Below are 16,712 nucleotides of genomic sequence, written 5' to 3'. Positions count from 1 at the left end.
GAAAACGGAGCAAGATTGTCGCTTATTGCGAAATAATCTCTTTCGTTTTATAATACCCGCAAACTTTGCAAACGTGGTGAGCCAGTTTCAGCTCTCCGCATTGTTCGCATTTCACCATGCCCGGCACGGAAAGCTTGAAGTGCGTGCGGCGTTTGTCGCGGCGAGTTTTGGACGTTCTACGTTGTGGTACTGCCATGTATCCCACCTCCTTCACAGAATCAATCGGCCCGCAGCGGCGGGCCTGCATTATACGCAATCGTTTGGTTAAGAATCGAACAGATCTTTCAGCGCTGCAAATTTCGGATTGATGACGTCTTTGGAGCAGCCGCAAGCGCGTTCGTTCAAATTTTGGCCGCAATCCGGACAGATTCCCTTGCAGTCGCTGCCGCACAGCGGTGCAAACGGCAAGTACAGGAGCGTATATTCATGGATGTAAGGGATCAGATCGACCTTTTCCTCTTTCACCACAATAATCTCGTCCTCATCTTCATCGCCGCTGAGCGCGCTGCTTGGAACAAACACTTCCTCAAACGGAATCGTCACCTGTTCCTTGACGGGATCCAGGCACCGGGAGCAGGCCATTTCCAGATCTATCGCCAGCTCGCCCGTCACTCTTACGGAACGGCCTTCAGGGCGCGCTTCGAGATTGACGCGGAGCGGTCCGGCGGACAACACGTCCGGCTTGTCTTTAAAGAGTTCGCCGGTGTCGAGATTCTGCCGATAGGATAGATTGAGCCCTTTGGATATAGCTTCCTGAATATGAAGGTACATAAGATCACCCCAAACAAACAAAGTTTATTATATCGAGTCTGACGCCTATTTGTCAACAAGTCCCTTTCATCCGTTTGCCAGCGCCCTAAATCGGCTCATTCGCAGCACGCAGGCTGTCCATGATATAGTAAAACCAGTTTCATTTCAAGCGGGGGAGTACGATGCGGACAGTCGGTATTATAGTCGAATACAATCCGTTTCACAACGGTCATGCTTATCATATACAAAAATCGCTCCAATTAACGGGGGCGGAAGCGGTCGTTGCGGTTATGAGCGGCCACTTTCTGCAGCGCGGCGAGCCGGCGCTCATGAATAAATGGGCGCGTGCCGAAACGGCGCTGCGCGGCGGCTGCGATCTGGTCATCGAGCTGCCGCTCGCATATTCCATCCAGGCGGCGGATTGGTTTGCGTACGGCGCCGTATCGCTGCTGGAGGCGACAGGCGTCGTCGACTCCCTCTGCTTCGGCAGCGAGAGCGGCGATATTGCGCCGCTGCAGCGGCTCGCACGGGCGCTGCAGCGCGAGCCGGACGCGTTCAAATCGATGCTGGACGAGGCGCTCGCCGCCGGAGCCGCATATCCCGCGGCATATTCGGCGGCAGCCGCCCGCTATATGCTCGAAGCCGAAGGGGACAGCGAAGCGGCGGCATTCCCGCTCGCCCAGCCGAACAATACGCTCGGCCTCCATTATTTGCTGGCGCTCGAGAGACTGGGCAGCGCCATCGAGCCTTGCACAATCCGCCGCGAGCAGGCCGGATACCACGACCGTGCCGTTCCGGACGGCTCCGGCATCGCGAGCGCCACCGCAATCCGCCGGCTGCTGCTGGAAACCGGCAGCATGGACGGTCTGCGGCGCTTTGTGCCCGATTCGACGGAGCGCATATTGGCGGCCGAGTGCGCCGCCGGCCGCGCTCCCCGCAGCTGGGACGATTATTTCGCTCCGCTGCTGCACGCCATTGTTACAGGGACGCCGCGCAGCCTCGGCGCCCATCACGAATGGAACGAAGGACTCGAACACCGGCTGCTCGCCAAGCTTCCGCACCTGAAGGAACTTCGCTTCGAAACGCTGCTGGAGTCGCTCAAGACGAAGCGCTACACGCGCACGAAGCTGCAGCGGGCGCTGCTGTCGCTGCTGCTCGGGCTGCATAAAGAAGATTTGACGCCGCAGCTGCTGCGCGGCGGCGTCGAATATATCCGCGTCCTCGGCTTTACGGGACGCGGGCGGCGGCTGCTTGCCGCGATGCGCAGCAAAGCGCGGCTTCCGATTGTGATGAGCGCGGCCAGAGCCGCAGCCGATTACCACTTTCTGGAGCTCGATACGCGGGCGACAGCCGTATATGCGTCCGCCTACCCGGACGCCGGCCCGCAGGATCTGCTGCGCGATTACTATGAACGGCCGGTAATTGTCGATAGCCCGCAACGTTAAACGACCGCGGTTCAACTGCGAGAAGACAGCCTGCGTAGCTCCGCAATCGCTTCCGCAAGCGTGCGTACAGGTATGACCTTAAGGCGGGCCCCGAGCGAACGCGCCTTCTTTATCGCTTCCGCAGCGTTTCGCTCGGGAGCCAGAAATACTTCCGCCCCCGTTCGGACGGCCGCCGTCACTTTATGCCCCACCCCGCCGATGTCGCCAACGGTGCCGTCCGGGCGGATCGTGCCCGTTCCGGCGATGATTTTCCCGCCCGTCAAGTCCCCTTGCGTCAGCTCGTCATAACTTTGCAGCGCGAACATTAAACCCGCCGAAGGGCCTCCGATTTCGTCGGTCGTGATCGATACCTTCATCTTTGGATCAGCTGGAACGAGTCTTCGGCTCTCGCTCCACGCAGCCACTCCGAGCGCTTCCGAGAGCTTGTGTACATCGGCTTGAGCGGACAAGTCCGAAGTTTTTATGCGTTCCTCCATGAACTTGCCGTCCCGGATGAACGTGAGGCGGATTGTCCTCTCCTGACCGGTCTGATCCGCTGCTATCTGCCGGAATTCCGCCAGCAGCTCCTCCGCCGTACGGACCGGCTTGCCGCCGGCTTCCTTGACCAAATCCCCGGGCTGCAGCGCGCTGCCGGTTTTCGTCTGCACGATAATCAGCGCTTCCGGCACGATGCTGTACGGAACGGAAGCCGCGCGGTAGGCCGCTTCGACGGCATCGGACTGGGATCCGAGCATCATCATGTTCACCCGCTTCACATACTGGTCGGTCGTCGCTCCCTGCAGCACGTCGCTGCGGCGGTACAATTCCACGTTTGAACTCCACCATGACCGTGCGACGACCCAGTAATTGGCCAGCGACATTTTGACGGTCGTCAGCAAAAACTTTCCGTCCCCTTGCGGATCCGGCTCTGCTGCGTTCACCATCGTCCGCACATCGGCGGCAAGGCCCGGCTCAAAAGCGACATACGGAGTCGGGATATAGAGCAAAAAAACCATCAGGACAGCCGCCGCTCCGGCCCAGACGGCAATCTGTCTCCATCCGTTTGTCCGTTTGATCACCCGATCCCTTCTTTCGCGAATGGTTGTTGGTCTATCTTTTTTTCGAACATCGTATAATGTACCGTTTACGGTTTGTCCCTTTCATCTCCGGTCAAATCAGCTGCCGATAACGAATCCGCCGAAACCTTTTCAAGGAGTGATCGTTCATGGTCCGGACGCTTCTGCTCGCGTGCGCCTCCATTATGATTGTCGCCGCCATCGTGGGCGGAACCGACGAAGCGTTTCGTTCTTCCCTCCAAGGACTGGGCGTATGGTGGAACTATGTATTTCCCGGACTGCTGCCTTTTCTGGTGCTGGCCGAACTGATGCTCGCGTTCGGACTCGTGGACGCTGCCGGCACCATGCTGCAGCCGCTCATGCGTTTCATCTTCCGGCTGCCGGGCGCAGGCGGATGGGCGATCGTTCAAGGCTGGACGACGGGCTTCCCCGCCGGGGCGGAAGCGGCTGCGGCGCTTGTAAAACGCGGTACGCTAACCGTCCGCGAAGGACAGCGGCTGCTTGCCGTGGCCCACTCCCCCAATCCGCTGTTCGTGCTCGTCGTCGTCGGCGCCGGCTTTCTGAAGCAGCCCGGTCTCGGCCTGTACCTGCTGCTCATCATTTGGGGGGCGGGTCTGCTGACCGGCTTCGTCCTTAACCGTATCGGCAGGCCCCGCCTTCGATCCGGTCATACGGGCCGTATGCCCGCAGGCGCCTCCTTGAAAGGCGCTTCTTCGACCGGCGCATCCGCCGGCGATTCCGTTACGGCCGCTTCCTTGCCGGGTGCATCCTCGCCCGGCTCTGCTTCAGGCGCGTACGGCACGTCTTCGCATCCGCAGGCGGGTTCCGCACCAGGCCCGTCGCTGCTCCGCCGGGCGGCGGCCGCAATGGAGGAAGGACGGCGCCGGGACGGGCGCACGTTCGGCAAGGCGCTCGGCGATTCCGTCACGGCCTCCGTACACAAGCTGATGTCCGCCGGCGGCATGATCATTTTCACCGCCGTAATTCTGTCACTGCTCCGTCCGCTCTGTTCCGGCCCGGAGAGCCGGCTGGCGCTGACCGCGTTTATGGAAAGCCACCTCGGCGCTTATGCCGCCTCAGGGTGGAATTTACCCGGCGAAGCGCTGCAAACGGCCGTTATTGCCGCTTTGCTTGCCTGGGGCGGATTGAGCGCGCTGCTGCAGGCGGGTGGAGCGGCCGCCGGCACGGGCCTGAAGCTGCTGCCGCTGGCCGCGGCACGGCTGCTGAACGCGGCCGCCGCTTTCGGCCTGACGCTCGCGCTGTGGCGGCCGCTTTCGGCGCCGATCCGCTCCTTGCTGCCGGCGCTGCCGCCGTCTCCGGCGTTTGCAGCTGCCGGAAATGCGGCATCCGCGCCGCTTGGCGCCCTCGCTTCGCGTCTGATCGATGCCGGCACACAATCGTTCTGGCCGCTCGTCCCGATTTTTTTCTTCCTGTTCGCAGCTTTTACCGCAATGGCTCTCTTACTGTCGGCGGCTGTCCGCCTTACCGGCGCCGGCACAAGATTGTAAGCGTTCGTTCATTAGAGTCGTTTAACGGGAATTGGAACCGTATTTGCTCTGAAGGCTGCGCTCCACGACCGGAGGGACCAGTTCCTTCACGTTTCCTTGGAACTTTGCGATCTCTTTGACGATACTGGAGCTTAAATACGCATATTTCGGATTGGTCATCATAAAAATCGTTTCAATATCGTTATCCAAATGGTTGTTCGTGGACGCAAGCTGCAGCTCGTATTCGAAATCGGTCACCGAACGGATTCCGCGGACAATGACATTCGCCTGCTGCGACCGCATAAACCGCACAAGCAAATCGCGAAAAGCGTCCACCGCCACATTCGGCATGTCCCGCGTCACATCCCGAAGCAGCTCTTTCCGTTCTTCGACCGTAAAGAGCGGGCTTTTGCTCGTATTGTTAAGCACCGCCACGATCAGATGATCGAATTGCTTGGCGGCCCGTTGGATGATGTCCAGGTGCCCGTTGGTAACGGGATCGAAGCTTCCGGGATAAACGGCGATTCTCTTTTGCTTTGCGTTCGATTGCATGTCAGCTCTCCACCTTTGCGCCGGCCGGCTCGTACCTGTAGATCGACACGGCCGTATCACCATAGCGCGCGTATTTGACTTGCTCGTAATCCCCGATTTGTTCATCGTACACGTGTGCGGCATCATGTTCAATGACGACGACGGCCCCGTCCTCGACCAGTCCTAGACGGCACAGCTCCAGCATGAGCTCGTCCATCTTTTTCATCCGGTACGGCGGGTCCAAAAAAACGGCGCTGAACGACAGCCCCCGCTTGTGCAGCGCCTTGATCGCGCGCTCCGCGTCGTTGCGGTATATTTCCGCCCGCTCCGTCATCCCGGCCGCCTGCACATTGTGCCGGATCACCTCCAGGCTGAGCTTGTCCATATCGACAAAAACGGCGCGCTCCATTCCTCTGCTGAGCGCCTCGATGCCAAGTCCGCCCGTTCCGGCGAACAAATCCAGCGCCAAGCCGCCTTCAAAGAACGGGCCGATCATGCTGAACAGCGCTTCCTTCACCTTGTCGGTCGTCGGTCTCGTATTCATGCCCGGCACCGCTTTCAAGGTGCGGCCCTTCGCTTCACCTGCGATGACTCTCAAATAGACGCTTCCCCTTTCAATTCCGTAAATTGCTCCTGCTATCGTAACACAATGCCTTCTTCGCGTAAAAGTGTTCCTTCATCTTATACGTTTTTGGAAGGTTCATTAAAAAAGAGTACCGCCGGTTTCGACCGGAAAAAGCGCCGCCGAACAAGTGAAATAACGGGTTGCCCCGTAAGCAGGCTTTTAGCGTATTTCAAGCCCTTCTGCTTCAAAAGTGTAAACGAACCCGATCAAGTCAAGGGGCAATCCTTGCCCGGCTCGTTCGTTTATATCGTTCTGCACGAAGGGTGATTGTTGAAAATCATGCGTTCGTACATCTTTTTTCTTGTTATTTTTCGGCTGCGTTGATATTGCTGCGAATATACATTTATTTTCGACCCCAGCTCTCGATCAGGCGATAAAAGCTGGGATTTCCTGCACCATCGCAGGTTTTCCCTCCAGACATGCGATTTCGATCGATAATTCCTGCGCATTCGCAGGTTTAGCGAGGAAAGGACCTCCGACTCCGCTTTGCCAGCGAAAAAGGAGGTCCTCTTGTGTCTTAGTTAGGACTAGCTCATTCGAGCGAATACTATGAGACAGCCTCGTCTGTTTGATGCTATTCCTCATTTCCATACTGCATACAGCATTACTTGGCTGAACTTGGCCGAAACCGTAAAACCGGAGCATTTTCAATCCGCTCCATACATCCACTCCATACATCCGCTCCTACATCCGCTCCGACACCGCTTTCGCCTGCGTAAACTGCAGCAAATAATCGCTCCCGCCCGCCTTGGAGTCCGTACCCGAGAGGTTAAAGCCGCCGAACGGATGCACGCCGACGAGCGCGCCGGTGCATTTGCGGTTCAAATACAAGTTGCCGACATGAAAGGCGCGGCGCGCCTGTTCCAAATGTTCCCTTTTGCGGGAATAGACCGCTCCAGTCAAGCCGTAGAGCGAATCGTTGGCGGCCTCCAGCGCGGAACCGAAATCTTCTGCCCTAATAAAAGAGAGCACCGGTCCGAATATTTCCTCCTGCGCCACTCTCGCCTTGCTGCTCACCCCGTCGATAATGGTCGGCTGCACGTAAAAGCCGGTCGAGTCGTCCGTGCCGCCGCCCCACACCACCTTGCCCTCCCCGCTTCCGATCTCCACGTAATCGCGGATTTTGTTCAGTGCCGAACGGTCGATGACCGGGCCCATATCGTTGCCGAATTCGGCGGGATCGCCCACGCGCAGTCCCGACGTGCGCCGGATGACATCGTCCAGCACCTGATCGTATACATCCTTATGGATGATGGCGCGCGAGCATGCGGAACATTTTTGTCCGGAAAAACCGAACGCGGACGCGACAATGCCTTCGGCGGCGGCTGATAAGTCGGCGCCCTTGTCGACGATGATAGCGTCCTTGCCGCCCAGCTCGGCGACGACCCGTTTCAGCCAGCGCTGCCCGGGAGCGTGTTTCGCCGCTTTCTCATAAATGCGCAGTCCGGTTTCGAGCGAGCCCGTAAAGCTGACAAAACGCGTCAGCGGATGCTCTACGAGCGCATCCCCGATCTCCGCCCCCGCCCCCGGCACGAACTGCACGACGCCTTCGGGAAGGCCCGCTTCCAGCAGCAGCGATACGAATTTCGACGCGATGACCGCCGTGGCGCTCGCCGGCTTGAGCACAACCGTATTGCCGCATACGAGCGCCGAGCAGGTCATGCCCGCCATAATCGCCAGCGGAAAATTCCAGGGCGGTATGATCACGCCGACGCCAAGCGGAATATAGGTCAGCTCGTTGTCTTCTCCGCTGAGCGGAATAAGCGGCTGCGGTGCGCCGATCCGTTCCGCCTCCCGCCCGTAAAATTCCAGAAAGTCGATCGCTTCCGCTGTATCGGCGTCGGCTTCGGCCCATGTTTTGCCCGCTTCGCAGACCATCCATGCCGAAAATTCATGCTTGCGCCGCCGCAGATGAGCCGCCGCTTTATATAAAATCCGCGCACGCGCGGCAAAAGGCTCCGCGCTCCAGGGAGCGAACGCGGAAGCCGCTGCATCCAGCGCCTGCAGCGCATCGCTGCGGCCCGCTTGCGCGACCAATCCGACCACCTCGCTGTGCCGTGCCGGATTAACGGATTCGAGCAGCCGCCCGGTCACGATTTCTTTTCCCCCGATCAGGAGCGGATATGTGCGGCCCCAGTCGGATTTGACGCTGTCCAGCGCGCGCCCGAAGGCGGCCCGGCTGCTTTCGCTGCGGAAGTCGGTCAGCGGCTCGTTCCGGAATTGCTCCATCATTTCGAATCACGCTCCTTGTTCCCGTTTTTTTAGTCATGGCTGGCAATGCTATCGTCTATATATAAGCAAGACGGGATTCGAAAATGACTGCCTGTTTTGCGCAGCAATGCCTGGCTTGAAATTGCGCTAAAGGAGCGTGCGTTATCGATGGGGCTGGGAAACGGCCTGTACCGCTCGCTGCTGCTTGGCCTCGCCGGCAACAGCGCGGCCGAAGCGCTTGCGCTGCGTTACGGCATGCGGCTTGGCGCCTCGCGATTTGTCGCGGGGACGACGCTGGGGGAAGCGCTGGCCGCCGTGAAGGCGTTAAACGGCAAAGGCATTGCGGTTACGCTGGATCATCTCGGCGAAGGGATCCGGCATTTGGATGAGGCGGACGGTTACATGGGCGCTTATCTTTCCCTGCTCCAGGCGATGAACCGCGAAGCCGTCAACGGCAACGTATCCCTCAAGCCGACGCAGATGGGGCTCGCGCTGGATCCGGTTTCCGCGCTCGATCGAATCCGCGCCATTGTGCGGGAAGCGGAGCTCCACTCTCTTTTTGTCCGGCTCGATATGGAGAACAGCCCGTATACGACGGCTACGATCGAATTGGTGCGCCAACTTCACCGGGAGGGCTTCTCCCGCGTCGGAACGGTCATACAGGCGTATCTGTACCGGAGCGCTGTCGATGTGAAGCGGCTTACCGTCGAGAGAATTAATCTGCGGCTGGTCAAAGGAGCTTACAAGGAAAGCTCGTCGATTGCTTTTGCCAAGCGCGATGATGTCGATTCCAACTTCAAGCGGCTGATCAAAATACGGCTGGACAGCGGCGTCTACACCGGCATCGCCACCCATGACGAAACGATTATCGATTGGACCCGCTCGTATGCCCACCGTCGCTCCATACCGCGTTCCGCATATGAATTCCAGATGCTTTACGGCATCCGGACGCCGCTGCAGGAATCGCTCGCCCGCGAAGGCTATACCGTCCGCTGTTACGTGCCGTACGGCGAGCGGTGGTACCCGTATTTCGTCAGACGGCTTGCGGAGCGTCCGGCCAATGCGGCCTTCGTGCTGCGAAATATGGGGAGACGAGAGTAAACATACGAATTTGGGATTGCCGGGGAATATTGGATTGCGGGAATTGTGAGGGGATTTGCAGGGAGGGATCGCGCATTGCAACAGAGGGCGAACATTTCGGTGCTGCCCGTTCCGTTCGATTACGGGGCGGGACGGGGCGGAGCGGCGCACGGTCCGGCGGCAATCGTGGAGGCGGGTCTGCCGCAAAAACTCCAGTCGCTCGGTTTTCCTTACGTCTTACATTCGTCCGGCTATATGCCGGATATTCAATTCGACCTGCGGACTTCCGCACAGATGAAAAATTGGGGCCGGGTGCTTAAAATGTCGGAAGCGGTTGCCGCCGCGACGGCAGCCATCGACGCCGCCGGCGATTTTCCGCTCATTCTCGGCGGCGATCACAGCATCGCCATCGGCACAGTCGCCGGCCTGGCCGAGCGCCGCCAACGGCTTGGCGTTCTTTGGATCGACGCCCACTCCGACCTGAATACGCCGCAGACGACGCCGTCGGGCAACCTGCACGGTATGTCGCTCGCTGCAGGCCTCGGACGCGGCGATCCGCGCTTCGTCTCGCTGCGAGGCGCCGCTCCCAAGCTGCAGCCGGAGCGCACCGTGCTGATCGGCGCGAGGCAGCTTGACGCGGGCGAGAGGCAGACAATCGCTTCCCTCGGCATCCGCTGCTTCACGATGCACGACATCGACCGGCGCGGCATGTCCGAGGTCATGGAGGAAGCTCTCGCGATTCTATCTGGAGCCGGCTGCGACGGCGTCCATCTCAGCTTCGACATCGACAGCGTCGATCCCGGCGAAGCTCCGGGAACGGATACGCCGGTTCGCGGCGGGCTCACCTACCGCGAAGCCCATTTGGCGATGGAATTGATTCACGACGCGTCCATCCTGACCTCGGCCGAACTGGTGGAGGTCAATCCGTATTTGGAGCGCAGCGGGCGGACGGCGCAGCTCGCCGTAGAGCTGATCGGCTCCATGCTGGGCGAGAAGATATAACCGCGTGCTGTGCCGTTTCCCGTCTCATCGCTCATCCACCCGCATCACCGTATTCGAATCTTCGCCGAAACCGTAATTTTTGCCGCCGTGCCGGTAATAAGCCCTTACGATAAACTGCGTCCCGACCGGCTCTTCATCCGCTAGCGTAAACGTACAGCTGCCGGCGCCTTCGGTAAATCCGATCCGTTCGAAAATGGTGCCCGCCTCCCGCTCCGTTACCGGATGCCGCCGATATACCGTGTATCCCGTGACCGGTCCGTCCGCAGCCCTCCAGCGCAGCACGACCGAATTGCCTTCCCGCGAGCAGATGAGCCCTTCCGTCCTTCCCGGCACCGGCATAATGATCGCCTCCGTCTCCGCGAATATGCCGGAATCGCCCGTGCTTTGCGCCCGGATCGTCACTTTCAGCTCCTCCATCACACGGGGCGCCGCATAAATCCCGTCCGCGCTGATCGTGCCCGCCTGCTGGCTTCCGCCCGGCACGTCGTTCACGCTCCATTGCACCGAACTTCTGCCGGCCGCCCTACTCTCGTTCCACTGCACCGGGCTTCCGCCTTCCGCCCCATTCCCCCTCCAATGCACTGGACTTCCGCCGTCCGCACCGCTATCGCTCCTCCGCAGCGGCCTTTCGCCGGCCGTTTCTTTTCCGTCCATCCGCTCCACACTTGCGGCGCCGTCTTTGACGACCGCCATCAACCGGTAGCGGAACCCGCCCTTGAACCGGACGGGGAATGTGTGAAGCCTGTGCGCCGCATTGGCGGAATGCGGCGCTTCCGTCAACTGCCTCGGCCACAGTTCCAGCGGCTCCGTGAACGAATCGGCCCCGATTTCCGACGCAAACCATAAATTGGCCAAATTGGCGTAGCCGTAATACTCCCAATATTGAAAGTTCGGATAATCGTTGACGGAAGAGACGCAGTTAAAGCCGTTCACCGTCCCGCCCGGGTACGCTTTGCCGACCGTATCGGAGCAGTACTGCTGCGACGGGATGTTGCCAGATAAGCCGTAGATCGCGCCGATGCCAAGCGGGTTGCAGCCGGTAAAATAATACGCGTGCTTCCAGGCCGCCTCGATCAGTTCCGGGTCGCCGAACCGTTTGCCCGCTTTCATCAACAACGCCCCGTTGCCGAGCTGGTGGAACATGCGGCCGATTTCCCCGTGATACTGGTAGCTGAGCGTCCCCTTCCGGCGTATAAGTCCTTTGCTGCCGACTTTCATCGGCGTAAGCCCGAATACATTTTGCTTGGATAACGCAAGCAAGTACTCCCGCGCATAGCGGTGCAGCGAGCTCTTCCACGCCGGCGCTCCGGCTTCGTCCGGCAGCAGGTCAAGCAGCCGGAACAGCCCTTGATAGAGCCACGGAACGATCATGATTTCCTGCTCGGGCTTCTCCCCCCACGGGCTGCGCAGCCCGCTGTCCAAATCGGTATATTTACCGTAACGGGGCGTCTGTCCCTTCCACGGATCGTGTTCGCCTTCAGCCGCGTAACGATACCAGCCCGAGGCGGTTACGGAACTATCGCCGTAAGCCTCCGTAACTTGCAGGCCGATAAATCGTTCCGCGGCGCTTACGGCAAGCTCCTTGTATTCCTTCTCGCCGGTAAGGGCATGCAGCAGCGCATTCAGCCAAGCCCAGCCGGAGAGCGAATATTTGTGCGGGTGGGGCGAGAACGTTTCGCGGATGCGCCGGTGCCCCCGGATGACAAGCTGCTTCACCCGTTCGAAAAATTCCGGGTCCCGCTCGCCGAACGTCAAGCACGCTTCGGCCGGACCGAGCAGCAGCGAGCTGCAAACCGCTTCCTTGTTCCATCCGTTATATTCGAATGCATTGTGCTCTTCGTCGGCAATCGCATTGATAATGAGCCCTTCGTCGCCGCTTTCGAACCGGCCGTCGGTACCGTAATGAATGTCCGGCGTCCGCACATGGAGCGCAGCGTCCGGCATGCCGTCTTTGCCAAGAAACGAAAGCACGCCGTCCAGCCCCCAACGGACCTGATCGTAAATCCAGTCGGCCGTATCCCAGAGGGGACCGCTCTGCTTCAGCAGGCAGTACTGCGTCACGATAAGCGAGGCGTTGCAGAACCGCCGCAAATCGCAGCCGTCGGCAAACCCTTTGCCGATGTAGCGGTATTTCCCGTCCTGCGTCCGGGCATCGTCCCAGCGGACGGAGATCGTATCCCCGTAATCGCCGACGACGCTGTTTTCCCCGATCCGCCTCAGCCCGAAATAGTGAAGCGCCGTCAGCTTCACATAATCGCCCCAAAGGCCCCGCCCGATCCGAAACGTGCGGAAGGAACGTTCACACCCGATTTGAATGTAGTACTCCCCTTCATCCGTCAGCCCGGTAAAGTCGCCCGTTTGAAACAGGCCGAAGTCGTCTTCCACGGTTACGAGCTTACCGCTGAACACCGTTTCTCCGCCCTCCGCTCGCTTCACGTCAAAGCTAGCGCTTTCTGCTGCGGTTGTCCGCTCAACGTCAAAGCTCACGCTTTCCGTTGCGGCCTCCGGCTTCACGTCAAAATTTGCATCCGCAAAGGCGGCACCTTGTCCAACCTGTCCCCCCAGACGATAAATGACCGTTTTCGTATGCTCGGGATGATACCCGAACTGGGATACGAGCACATTCACGTCCGGAACGTAGTCGGCGTTTCGGTGCACTTGCTCCAGCGGAGGGCCGTCGATCAGAAGCGGCTCGCACTCCTCCGCCTCCGGAGCAAGCAGCTGCCACTGTGCGACACTCAGCCACGCGTCCAGAAAGTACAATCGGACCGCATCGGCCGTTACCGGCCCTTTGAACTGCAGCCGCACCGGTCCGCTCCATTCCCGGGAATAGAGCGTGCCGGGAATCGTCCGCCACGTTCCTTCGCTCCTTGCGCTCAGCACGAAACGGACCGCGTCGTCGGGCGACCCGGTCGGCCAGAAATAAAGCGCCGTCCCGCCCAGCAGGACGGGCCGGCGCAAATCGATCTGGAGCCAATGCGGGCCCGCCGCGCCAGATGCCGGCTCCCATCGGTCCGCTTCCGAGACGACGCCGTTCACCGCTTTACAGGGAATATACGGATTGCGGAACGAACTGGCCGTCACTTTCATCATTCCACCCCCTCCTCACCCTTTGACCGCCGAACCGGACAGCCCTTGGATAATGAACTTCTGGCCGGCGATAAATACGAGTAGCATCGGGATAATGCCGGCTGTCGCGGCCGCCATCATGCCGTTGTAATCAATGTTGTTCTCGAGAATGAAATTTTGCATCCCGAGCGGAACCGTGTACAGCTTCCGGTCGGTCAGAAACACGAGCGCATTCTCGTAATCGTTCCACTGCCACGAAAAATCGATAATCATGAACGTCGCAAGCGCCGGTTTGGAAAGCGGGAGCATAAGCCGCCAAAAAATTTTGAAGTGGCCGGCTCCATCGATGAACGCCGCCTCGGTCATCTCCCGCGGGATGCCGATAAAAAACTGGCGAAGCATAAACACGCCGAAGATGCTGAACCAGGAGGGCAGAATAAGAGCCCAGTGCGTATTGTAGATGCCGGCCCAGTCGAACAGGACGAATTTGGGCACGAACAGCACCTGCGGGGGAATCATCATCATCGACAGGTAGAACAGAAACAGCGCGTCCCGGCCGCGAAACTCGATGCGGGAAAACCCGTAAGCGGCGCAGGCCGACAGCAGCGTGGCGCCGAGCACGCCGACGATTGAAATTTTGAGCGAGTTCATATAGTAAAGAGCGAAGCTTTGTTTTCCGGTCCAAACTTTCACATGATGCTCCCATACGAGATGGTCGGGAATCCATTTGATCGGATAAACGAACACTTCTGAGGGACTCTTCACCGACGTTACGATCATCCACAGAAAAGGGAGAATGGTCAGCAGACCGAGCCCGAACATGACCGCGGTGAGCAGCCCTTTTCTCAATCTGATCGTTCCTCGATTCGGGGCGAGCAGTCCTTTTCTCGCGTTAACTTTTCCTTTTCCAACGTTAGCAAGCTGCATGCGGCCTCCCCCTCTCAGTAATGAACCCATTTCTTCTGGCCGAACCACTGCAGCAGCGTTATTGCGAGTATGATGGCGAACAGCACCCATGACACGGCTGAAGCATAGCCCATTTCGTAATAGCTGAAGGCAGTCCGGTAAACGTAAAGCGATACGATCGTCGTGCTGTTGCTCGGCCCTCCCTGGGTAATCGCCTGAATGATGCCGAACGTTTTGAGCGACATGATCAGCCCGGTCACAAGCAGCAGGAATGTGGTCGGACTGACGAGCGGCCATACGATCCGGGTGATATACGTCCATTTGCGGGCGCCGTCGATTCGAGCCGCTTCAATAAGCTCCTCCGAGATTTCCTGCAGCGCCGCCAAATAAATGATCATGTTGTAGCCGAGAATGAACCAGACCCAGATGATGTCGATGGCATACATCGACGTGTCCGTCGTCGAGAACCATCCTGGAGGATTGGCAATACCGATTCCCCGCAGAAAGTTGTTGACCGGCCCTTCCGTAGGCTGAAACAGCAGCATCCAGACAAACGCAATCGCAACCCCGCTCGTAATGTACGGCATAAAGAACATCGCCCGCAGCAGACCCTTCAGATAAACGCTCCGGTTGAGCAGCAGCGCGATGACAAATGCAATCACCAGTGAAACGGGTACGGCGGCAAGAAAAATGGTTGTATTTTTCAATGACGTATAAAAGATATCGTCCGTGAACAGCTTCTTGAAATTATCCAGACCGACGAAATGGTATTTTGGATTCGCAAATTTGTAGTCGGTAAACATCATGCCGAGCGAGAACAGCGCCGGTATAACGAAAAACAGCAAGATCCCGAGCAAATTCGGCGCGATAAAAAGCAGGCCGGCGATCTTTTCCTTTCTGTGCCATTTCATGACGGTGAATTCCTCCTTCCGGTGCTTTCGCGGCATCGGGCATAAGCTTTGGACGGGGAGGATACACGCTTTCGCCCCTCCCCTCCGCCAACACTGAACAGCTTTCCCGTTTTGCTTCTTTAATTGCCTATATTGCCGGAGTTGCTTATTTGCCGGGAATATCCGCCTACTTTACGCCCAACGCTTCGTTATGCTTTTTGACCATATTGGCAAGCGCCGTATCCAGGTCCTCCTGCTTGAGGAAAAATTTCTCGAATTCTTCTCTGCGCATGTCGACCATTTTCTGATCCAGCATGTCTACATAGGTCGGGAACTCCCCGAATACGACCTTCATGAGCGAATCTTTATCGTACAAATCTTCGACTCCCTTGAGCATCAGATTGAGCGCCTCGTCTTTGTTCACCGCTTTCGAAGCGGGGATACGTCCGCCGGCAGCTACCGGAAGCATGCCGCCGTCGGCATACCACTTCAGAAACTTCCAGGCCGCTTCCTTGTTCGGCGACTTGGCGTTGATGGAGATGACGTCGCCAAGCCCGCCCGGATATTTGAATTCGGAATCATTTTTCGAAATTCTCGGCATGGCGGCAAAGGCGATTTTGAACGTGCGCGGGTTGTCCTTCAAATTGTTGGAATTGCGGAAAATAAACAACCCTGCGTTCAGCATCCCCGCCTCTCCTTTCAGGAACATCGTATCGACCGGCATTTTACTCGTAATTTGCTCGCCGTACGGAGGCGTCGATTGATCGGTAAACATCAGATCGTAATAATTCTGGAAGCCTGCTTTCATAAGCGGGTTATCGAGATTCGACTTTCCGTCGGCTTTCGTCGTGCCGATCGCGGCGAGCGTACCGTCGAACGGGGCCATGAACACCGCCTCATGCTGCAGCAGCCCCCAATTGGTGCCCGTCTCCTTCAGCTTCTTCGCATACGTGCGGACATCGTCCCAAGTCCAATCGAGCGGCGGTATCGGCAGGTTCGCTTTGTCGAGCATGTCTTTGTTCAGCCAGAAGAACGCCATGTTCTTTGTCGTCGGCATTCCGTAGTACTTCCCGTCCACCTGCCACAGCTTGGCGTCCGGTCCCATCATATCGTCGATGTTATAATCGCCGAGCGCGCTCAGATCAAGCGCTAATCCCGCTTCAACCCGCTGCTTCAGGCGCGGCATCGCATAGTTCACAAACAAGTCGGCGTCCTGGCCGGTCATCAGGGCCGTATCGAGCTTCAAATTGCCGGGGTCGTCGTTGACGAACCGTTCATATTCAACCTGGATGTCTTTGTTCTGGGCGTTCCACGCATCCACGATCGCCTGCGGCCCCGCTTCCGCGGGAACACCGCCCCAAAACTTCAGCTTCACAGGTTCGCTTTTGGCCGGTTCGTTTTGCGCCGGTTTGTTCGTGCCGGCCGTATTCCCGTTTGTCCCTTCATTCGATCCCCCGCCGCTGCAGGCGGACAGCAATCCGGCAAACAACATTGCGACTAACGTAACCGCAAACCAGCTTTTCATTTTTACCATCGTCGCATCCCCTTTTTGGAAATGATTGCACTCTCAATATATACAAAAAAAAATCGCACGGTCAGTAACGCGCTTTGGGATTCAATAGAACGATTTTTGGTTTTGGTCTATACGGACAAGCTGTTCG

14 protein-coding genes are annotated in these 16,712 nt (G+C 58.4%); 4 read left to right on the top strand and 10 right to left on the bottom strand.

Features of this window, described 5'->3' with window-relative positions; all coding sequences use genetic code 11:
* Positions 1-22: 22 nt before the first annotated feature.
* Together rpmF and VN24_RS20585 are read right to left on the bottom strand one after the other, a co-directional pair.
* Entirely contained in the window at positions 23-196 is a 174-nt protein-coding gene (gene rpmF / locus VN24_RS20590; protein ID WP_045671949.1) for a 50S ribosomal protein L32, read from the bottom strand.
* A gap of 68 nt (positions 197-264) precedes the next feature.
* On the bottom strand, positions 265-771 hold the full coding sequence (locus VN24_RS20585; protein ID WP_045671948.1) for a YceD family protein: 507 nt from the start codon (positions 769-771) through the stop codon (positions 265-267).
* Positions 772-932: 161 nt separating this feature from the next.
* On the opposite strand from VN24_RS20585, the gene VN24_RS20580 reads away from it, so the two are divergent.
* The gene (locus VN24_RS20580) at positions 933-2,195 is read left to right on the top strand and encodes a nucleotidyltransferase (RefSeq protein ID WP_045671947.1); all 1,263 of its coding nucleotides are present in this window, start codon (positions 933-935) and stop codon (positions 2,193-2,195) included.
* A gap of 11 nt (positions 2,196-2,206) precedes the next feature.
* Here the strand turns inward: VN24_RS20580 and VN24_RS20575 are convergent, their stop codons facing one another.
* Positions 2,207-3,253 carry a YlbL family protein gene (locus VN24_RS20575; RefSeq protein ID WP_045671946.1) on the bottom strand — a complete coding sequence of 349 codons (1,047 nt, stop codon included), beginning with the start codon at positions 3,251-3,253 and terminating at the stop codon, positions 2,207-2,209.
* A gap of 146 nt (positions 3,254-3,399) precedes the next feature.
* Between VN24_RS20575 and VN24_RS26535 the strand changes: the two genes are divergently transcribed.
* Positions 3,400-4,758: a hypothetical protein gene (locus VN24_RS26535; RefSeq protein ID WP_052703067.1), complete on the top strand. Its 1,359-nt coding sequence runs from the start codon at positions 3,400-3,402 to the stop codon at positions 4,756-4,758.
* Positions 4,759-4,779: 21 nt separating this feature from the next.
* Here the strand turns inward: VN24_RS26535 and coaD are convergent, their stop codons facing one another.
* The 3 genes from coaD to pruA form a co-directional block, all read right to left on the bottom strand.
* Positions 4,780-5,289, bottom strand: a complete 510-nt coding sequence (coaD, locus tag VN24_RS20560) for a pantetheine-phosphate adenylyltransferase (RefSeq protein ID WP_045671945.1) — start codon at positions 5,287-5,289, stop codon at positions 4,780-4,782.
* Position 5,290: 1 nt separating this feature from the next.
* The gene (gene rsmD, locus VN24_RS20555; protein ID WP_045671944.1) at positions 5,291-5,866 is read right to left on the bottom strand and encodes a 16S rRNA (guanine(966)-N(2))-methyltransferase RsmD; all 576 of its coding nucleotides are present in this window, start codon (positions 5,864-5,866) and stop codon (positions 5,291-5,293) included.
* Between the two features lie 711 nt (positions 5,867-6,577).
* Complete coding sequence (pruA, locus tag VN24_RS20545; RefSeq protein WP_045671942.1) at positions 6,578-8,125, bottom strand: L-glutamate gamma-semialdehyde dehydrogenase; 1,548 nt, start codon at positions 8,123-8,125, stop codon at positions 6,578-6,580.
* Positions 8,126-8,272: 147 nt separating this feature from the next.
* Between pruA and VN24_RS20540 the strand changes: the two genes are divergently transcribed.
* Together VN24_RS20540 and rocF are read left to right on the top strand one after the other, a co-directional pair.
* On the top strand, positions 8,273-9,205 hold the full coding sequence (locus VN24_RS20540; RefSeq protein ID WP_082083964.1) for a proline dehydrogenase family protein: 933 nt from the start codon (positions 8,273-8,275) through the stop codon (positions 9,203-9,205).
* 75 nt (positions 9,206-9,280) lie between these two features.
* The gene (rocF, locus tag VN24_RS20535; protein WP_045671941.1) at positions 9,281-10,186 is read left to right on the top strand and encodes an arginase; all 906 of its coding nucleotides are present in this window, start codon (positions 9,281-9,283) and stop codon (positions 10,184-10,186) included.
* Between the two features lie 24 nt (positions 10,187-10,210).
* On the opposite strand, the gene VN24_RS20530 is transcribed toward rocF, so the two are convergent.
* The 4 genes from VN24_RS20530 to VN24_RS20515 all read right to left on the bottom strand — a co-directional run bounded on the left by VN24_RS20530 (position 10,211) and on the right by VN24_RS20515 (position 16,585).
* Positions 10,211-13,279, bottom strand: a complete 3,069-nt coding sequence (locus tag VN24_RS20530) for a discoidin domain-containing protein (RefSeq protein ID WP_045671940.1) — start codon at positions 13,277-13,279, stop codon at positions 10,211-10,213.
* A 12-nt stretch (positions 13,280-13,291) separates the two neighbouring features.
* A complete protein-coding gene (locus tag VN24_RS20525) occupies positions 13,292-14,077 on the bottom strand; it encodes a carbohydrate ABC transporter permease (protein ID WP_045673520.1) in 786 nt (261 codons plus the stop codon).
* A gap of 119 nt (positions 14,078-14,196) precedes the next feature.
* Positions 14,197-15,072: a carbohydrate ABC transporter permease gene (locus tag VN24_RS20520; RefSeq protein ID WP_052703066.1), complete on the bottom strand. Its 876-nt coding sequence runs from the start codon at positions 15,070-15,072 to the stop codon at positions 14,197-14,199.
* Positions 15,073-15,238: 166 nt separating this feature from the next.
* Positions 15,239-16,585 (bottom strand): ABC transporter substrate-binding protein, encoded by a 1,347-nt coding sequence (locus VN24_RS20515; protein ID WP_045671938.1) that lies wholly within the window; start codon positions 16,583-16,585, stop codon positions 15,239-15,241.
* Positions 16,586-16,712: the final 127 nt, after the last annotated feature.

This window comes from Paenibacillus beijingensis (genome assembly GCF_000961095.1).
In the GTDB taxonomy this organism is placed as follows: domain Bacteria; phylum Bacillota; class Bacilli; order Paenibacillales; family Paenibacillaceae; genus Paenibacillus_O; species Paenibacillus_O beijingensis.
This window is presented reverse-complemented; position numbering and strand designations above follow the sequence as displayed.

Bases quoted from the DNA above. Each gene is read 5' to 3' on its own strand.
- rpmF (WP_045671949.1), bottom strand. From the start codon at position 196: ATGGCAGTACCACAACGTAGAACGTCCAAAACTCGCCGCGACAAACGC.
- VN24_RS20585 (WP_045671948.1), bottom strand. From the start codon at position 771: ATGTACCTTCATATTCAGGAAGCTATATCCAAAGGGCTCAATCTATCC.
- VN24_RS20580 (WP_045671947.1), top strand. From the start codon at position 933: ATGCGGACAGTCGGTATTATAGTCGAATACAATCCGTTTCACAACGGT.
- VN24_RS26535 (WP_052703067.1), top strand. From the start codon at position 3,400: ATGGTCCGGACGCTTCTGCTCGCGTGCGCCTCCATTATGATTGTCGCC.
- coaD (WP_045671945.1), bottom strand. From the start codon at position 5,289: ATGCAATCGAACGCAAAGCAAAAGAGAATCGCCGTTTATCCCGGAAGC.
- pruA (WP_045671942.1), bottom strand. From the start codon at position 8,125: ATGATGGAGCAATTCCGGAACGAGCCGCTGACCGACTTCCGCAGCGAA.
- VN24_RS20540 (WP_082083964.1), top strand. From the start codon at position 8,273: ATGGGGCTGGGAAACGGCCTGTACCGCTCGCTGCTGCTTGGCCTCGCC.
- VN24_RS20530 (WP_045671940.1), bottom strand. From the start codon at position 13,279: ATGATGAAAGTGACGGCCAGTTCGTTCCGCAATCCGTATATTCCCTGT.
- VN24_RS20525 (WP_045673520.1), bottom strand. From the start codon at position 14,077: ATGTTCGGGCTCGGTCTGCTGACCATTCTCCCTTTTCTGTGGATGATC.
- VN24_RS20520 (WP_052703066.1), bottom strand. From the start codon at position 15,072: ATGAAATGGCACAGAAAGGAAAAGATCGCCGGCCTGCTTTTTATCGCG.
- VN24_RS20515 (WP_045671938.1), bottom strand. From the start codon at position 16,585: ATGGTAAAAATGAAAAGCTGGTTTGCGGTTACGTTAGTCGCAATGTTG.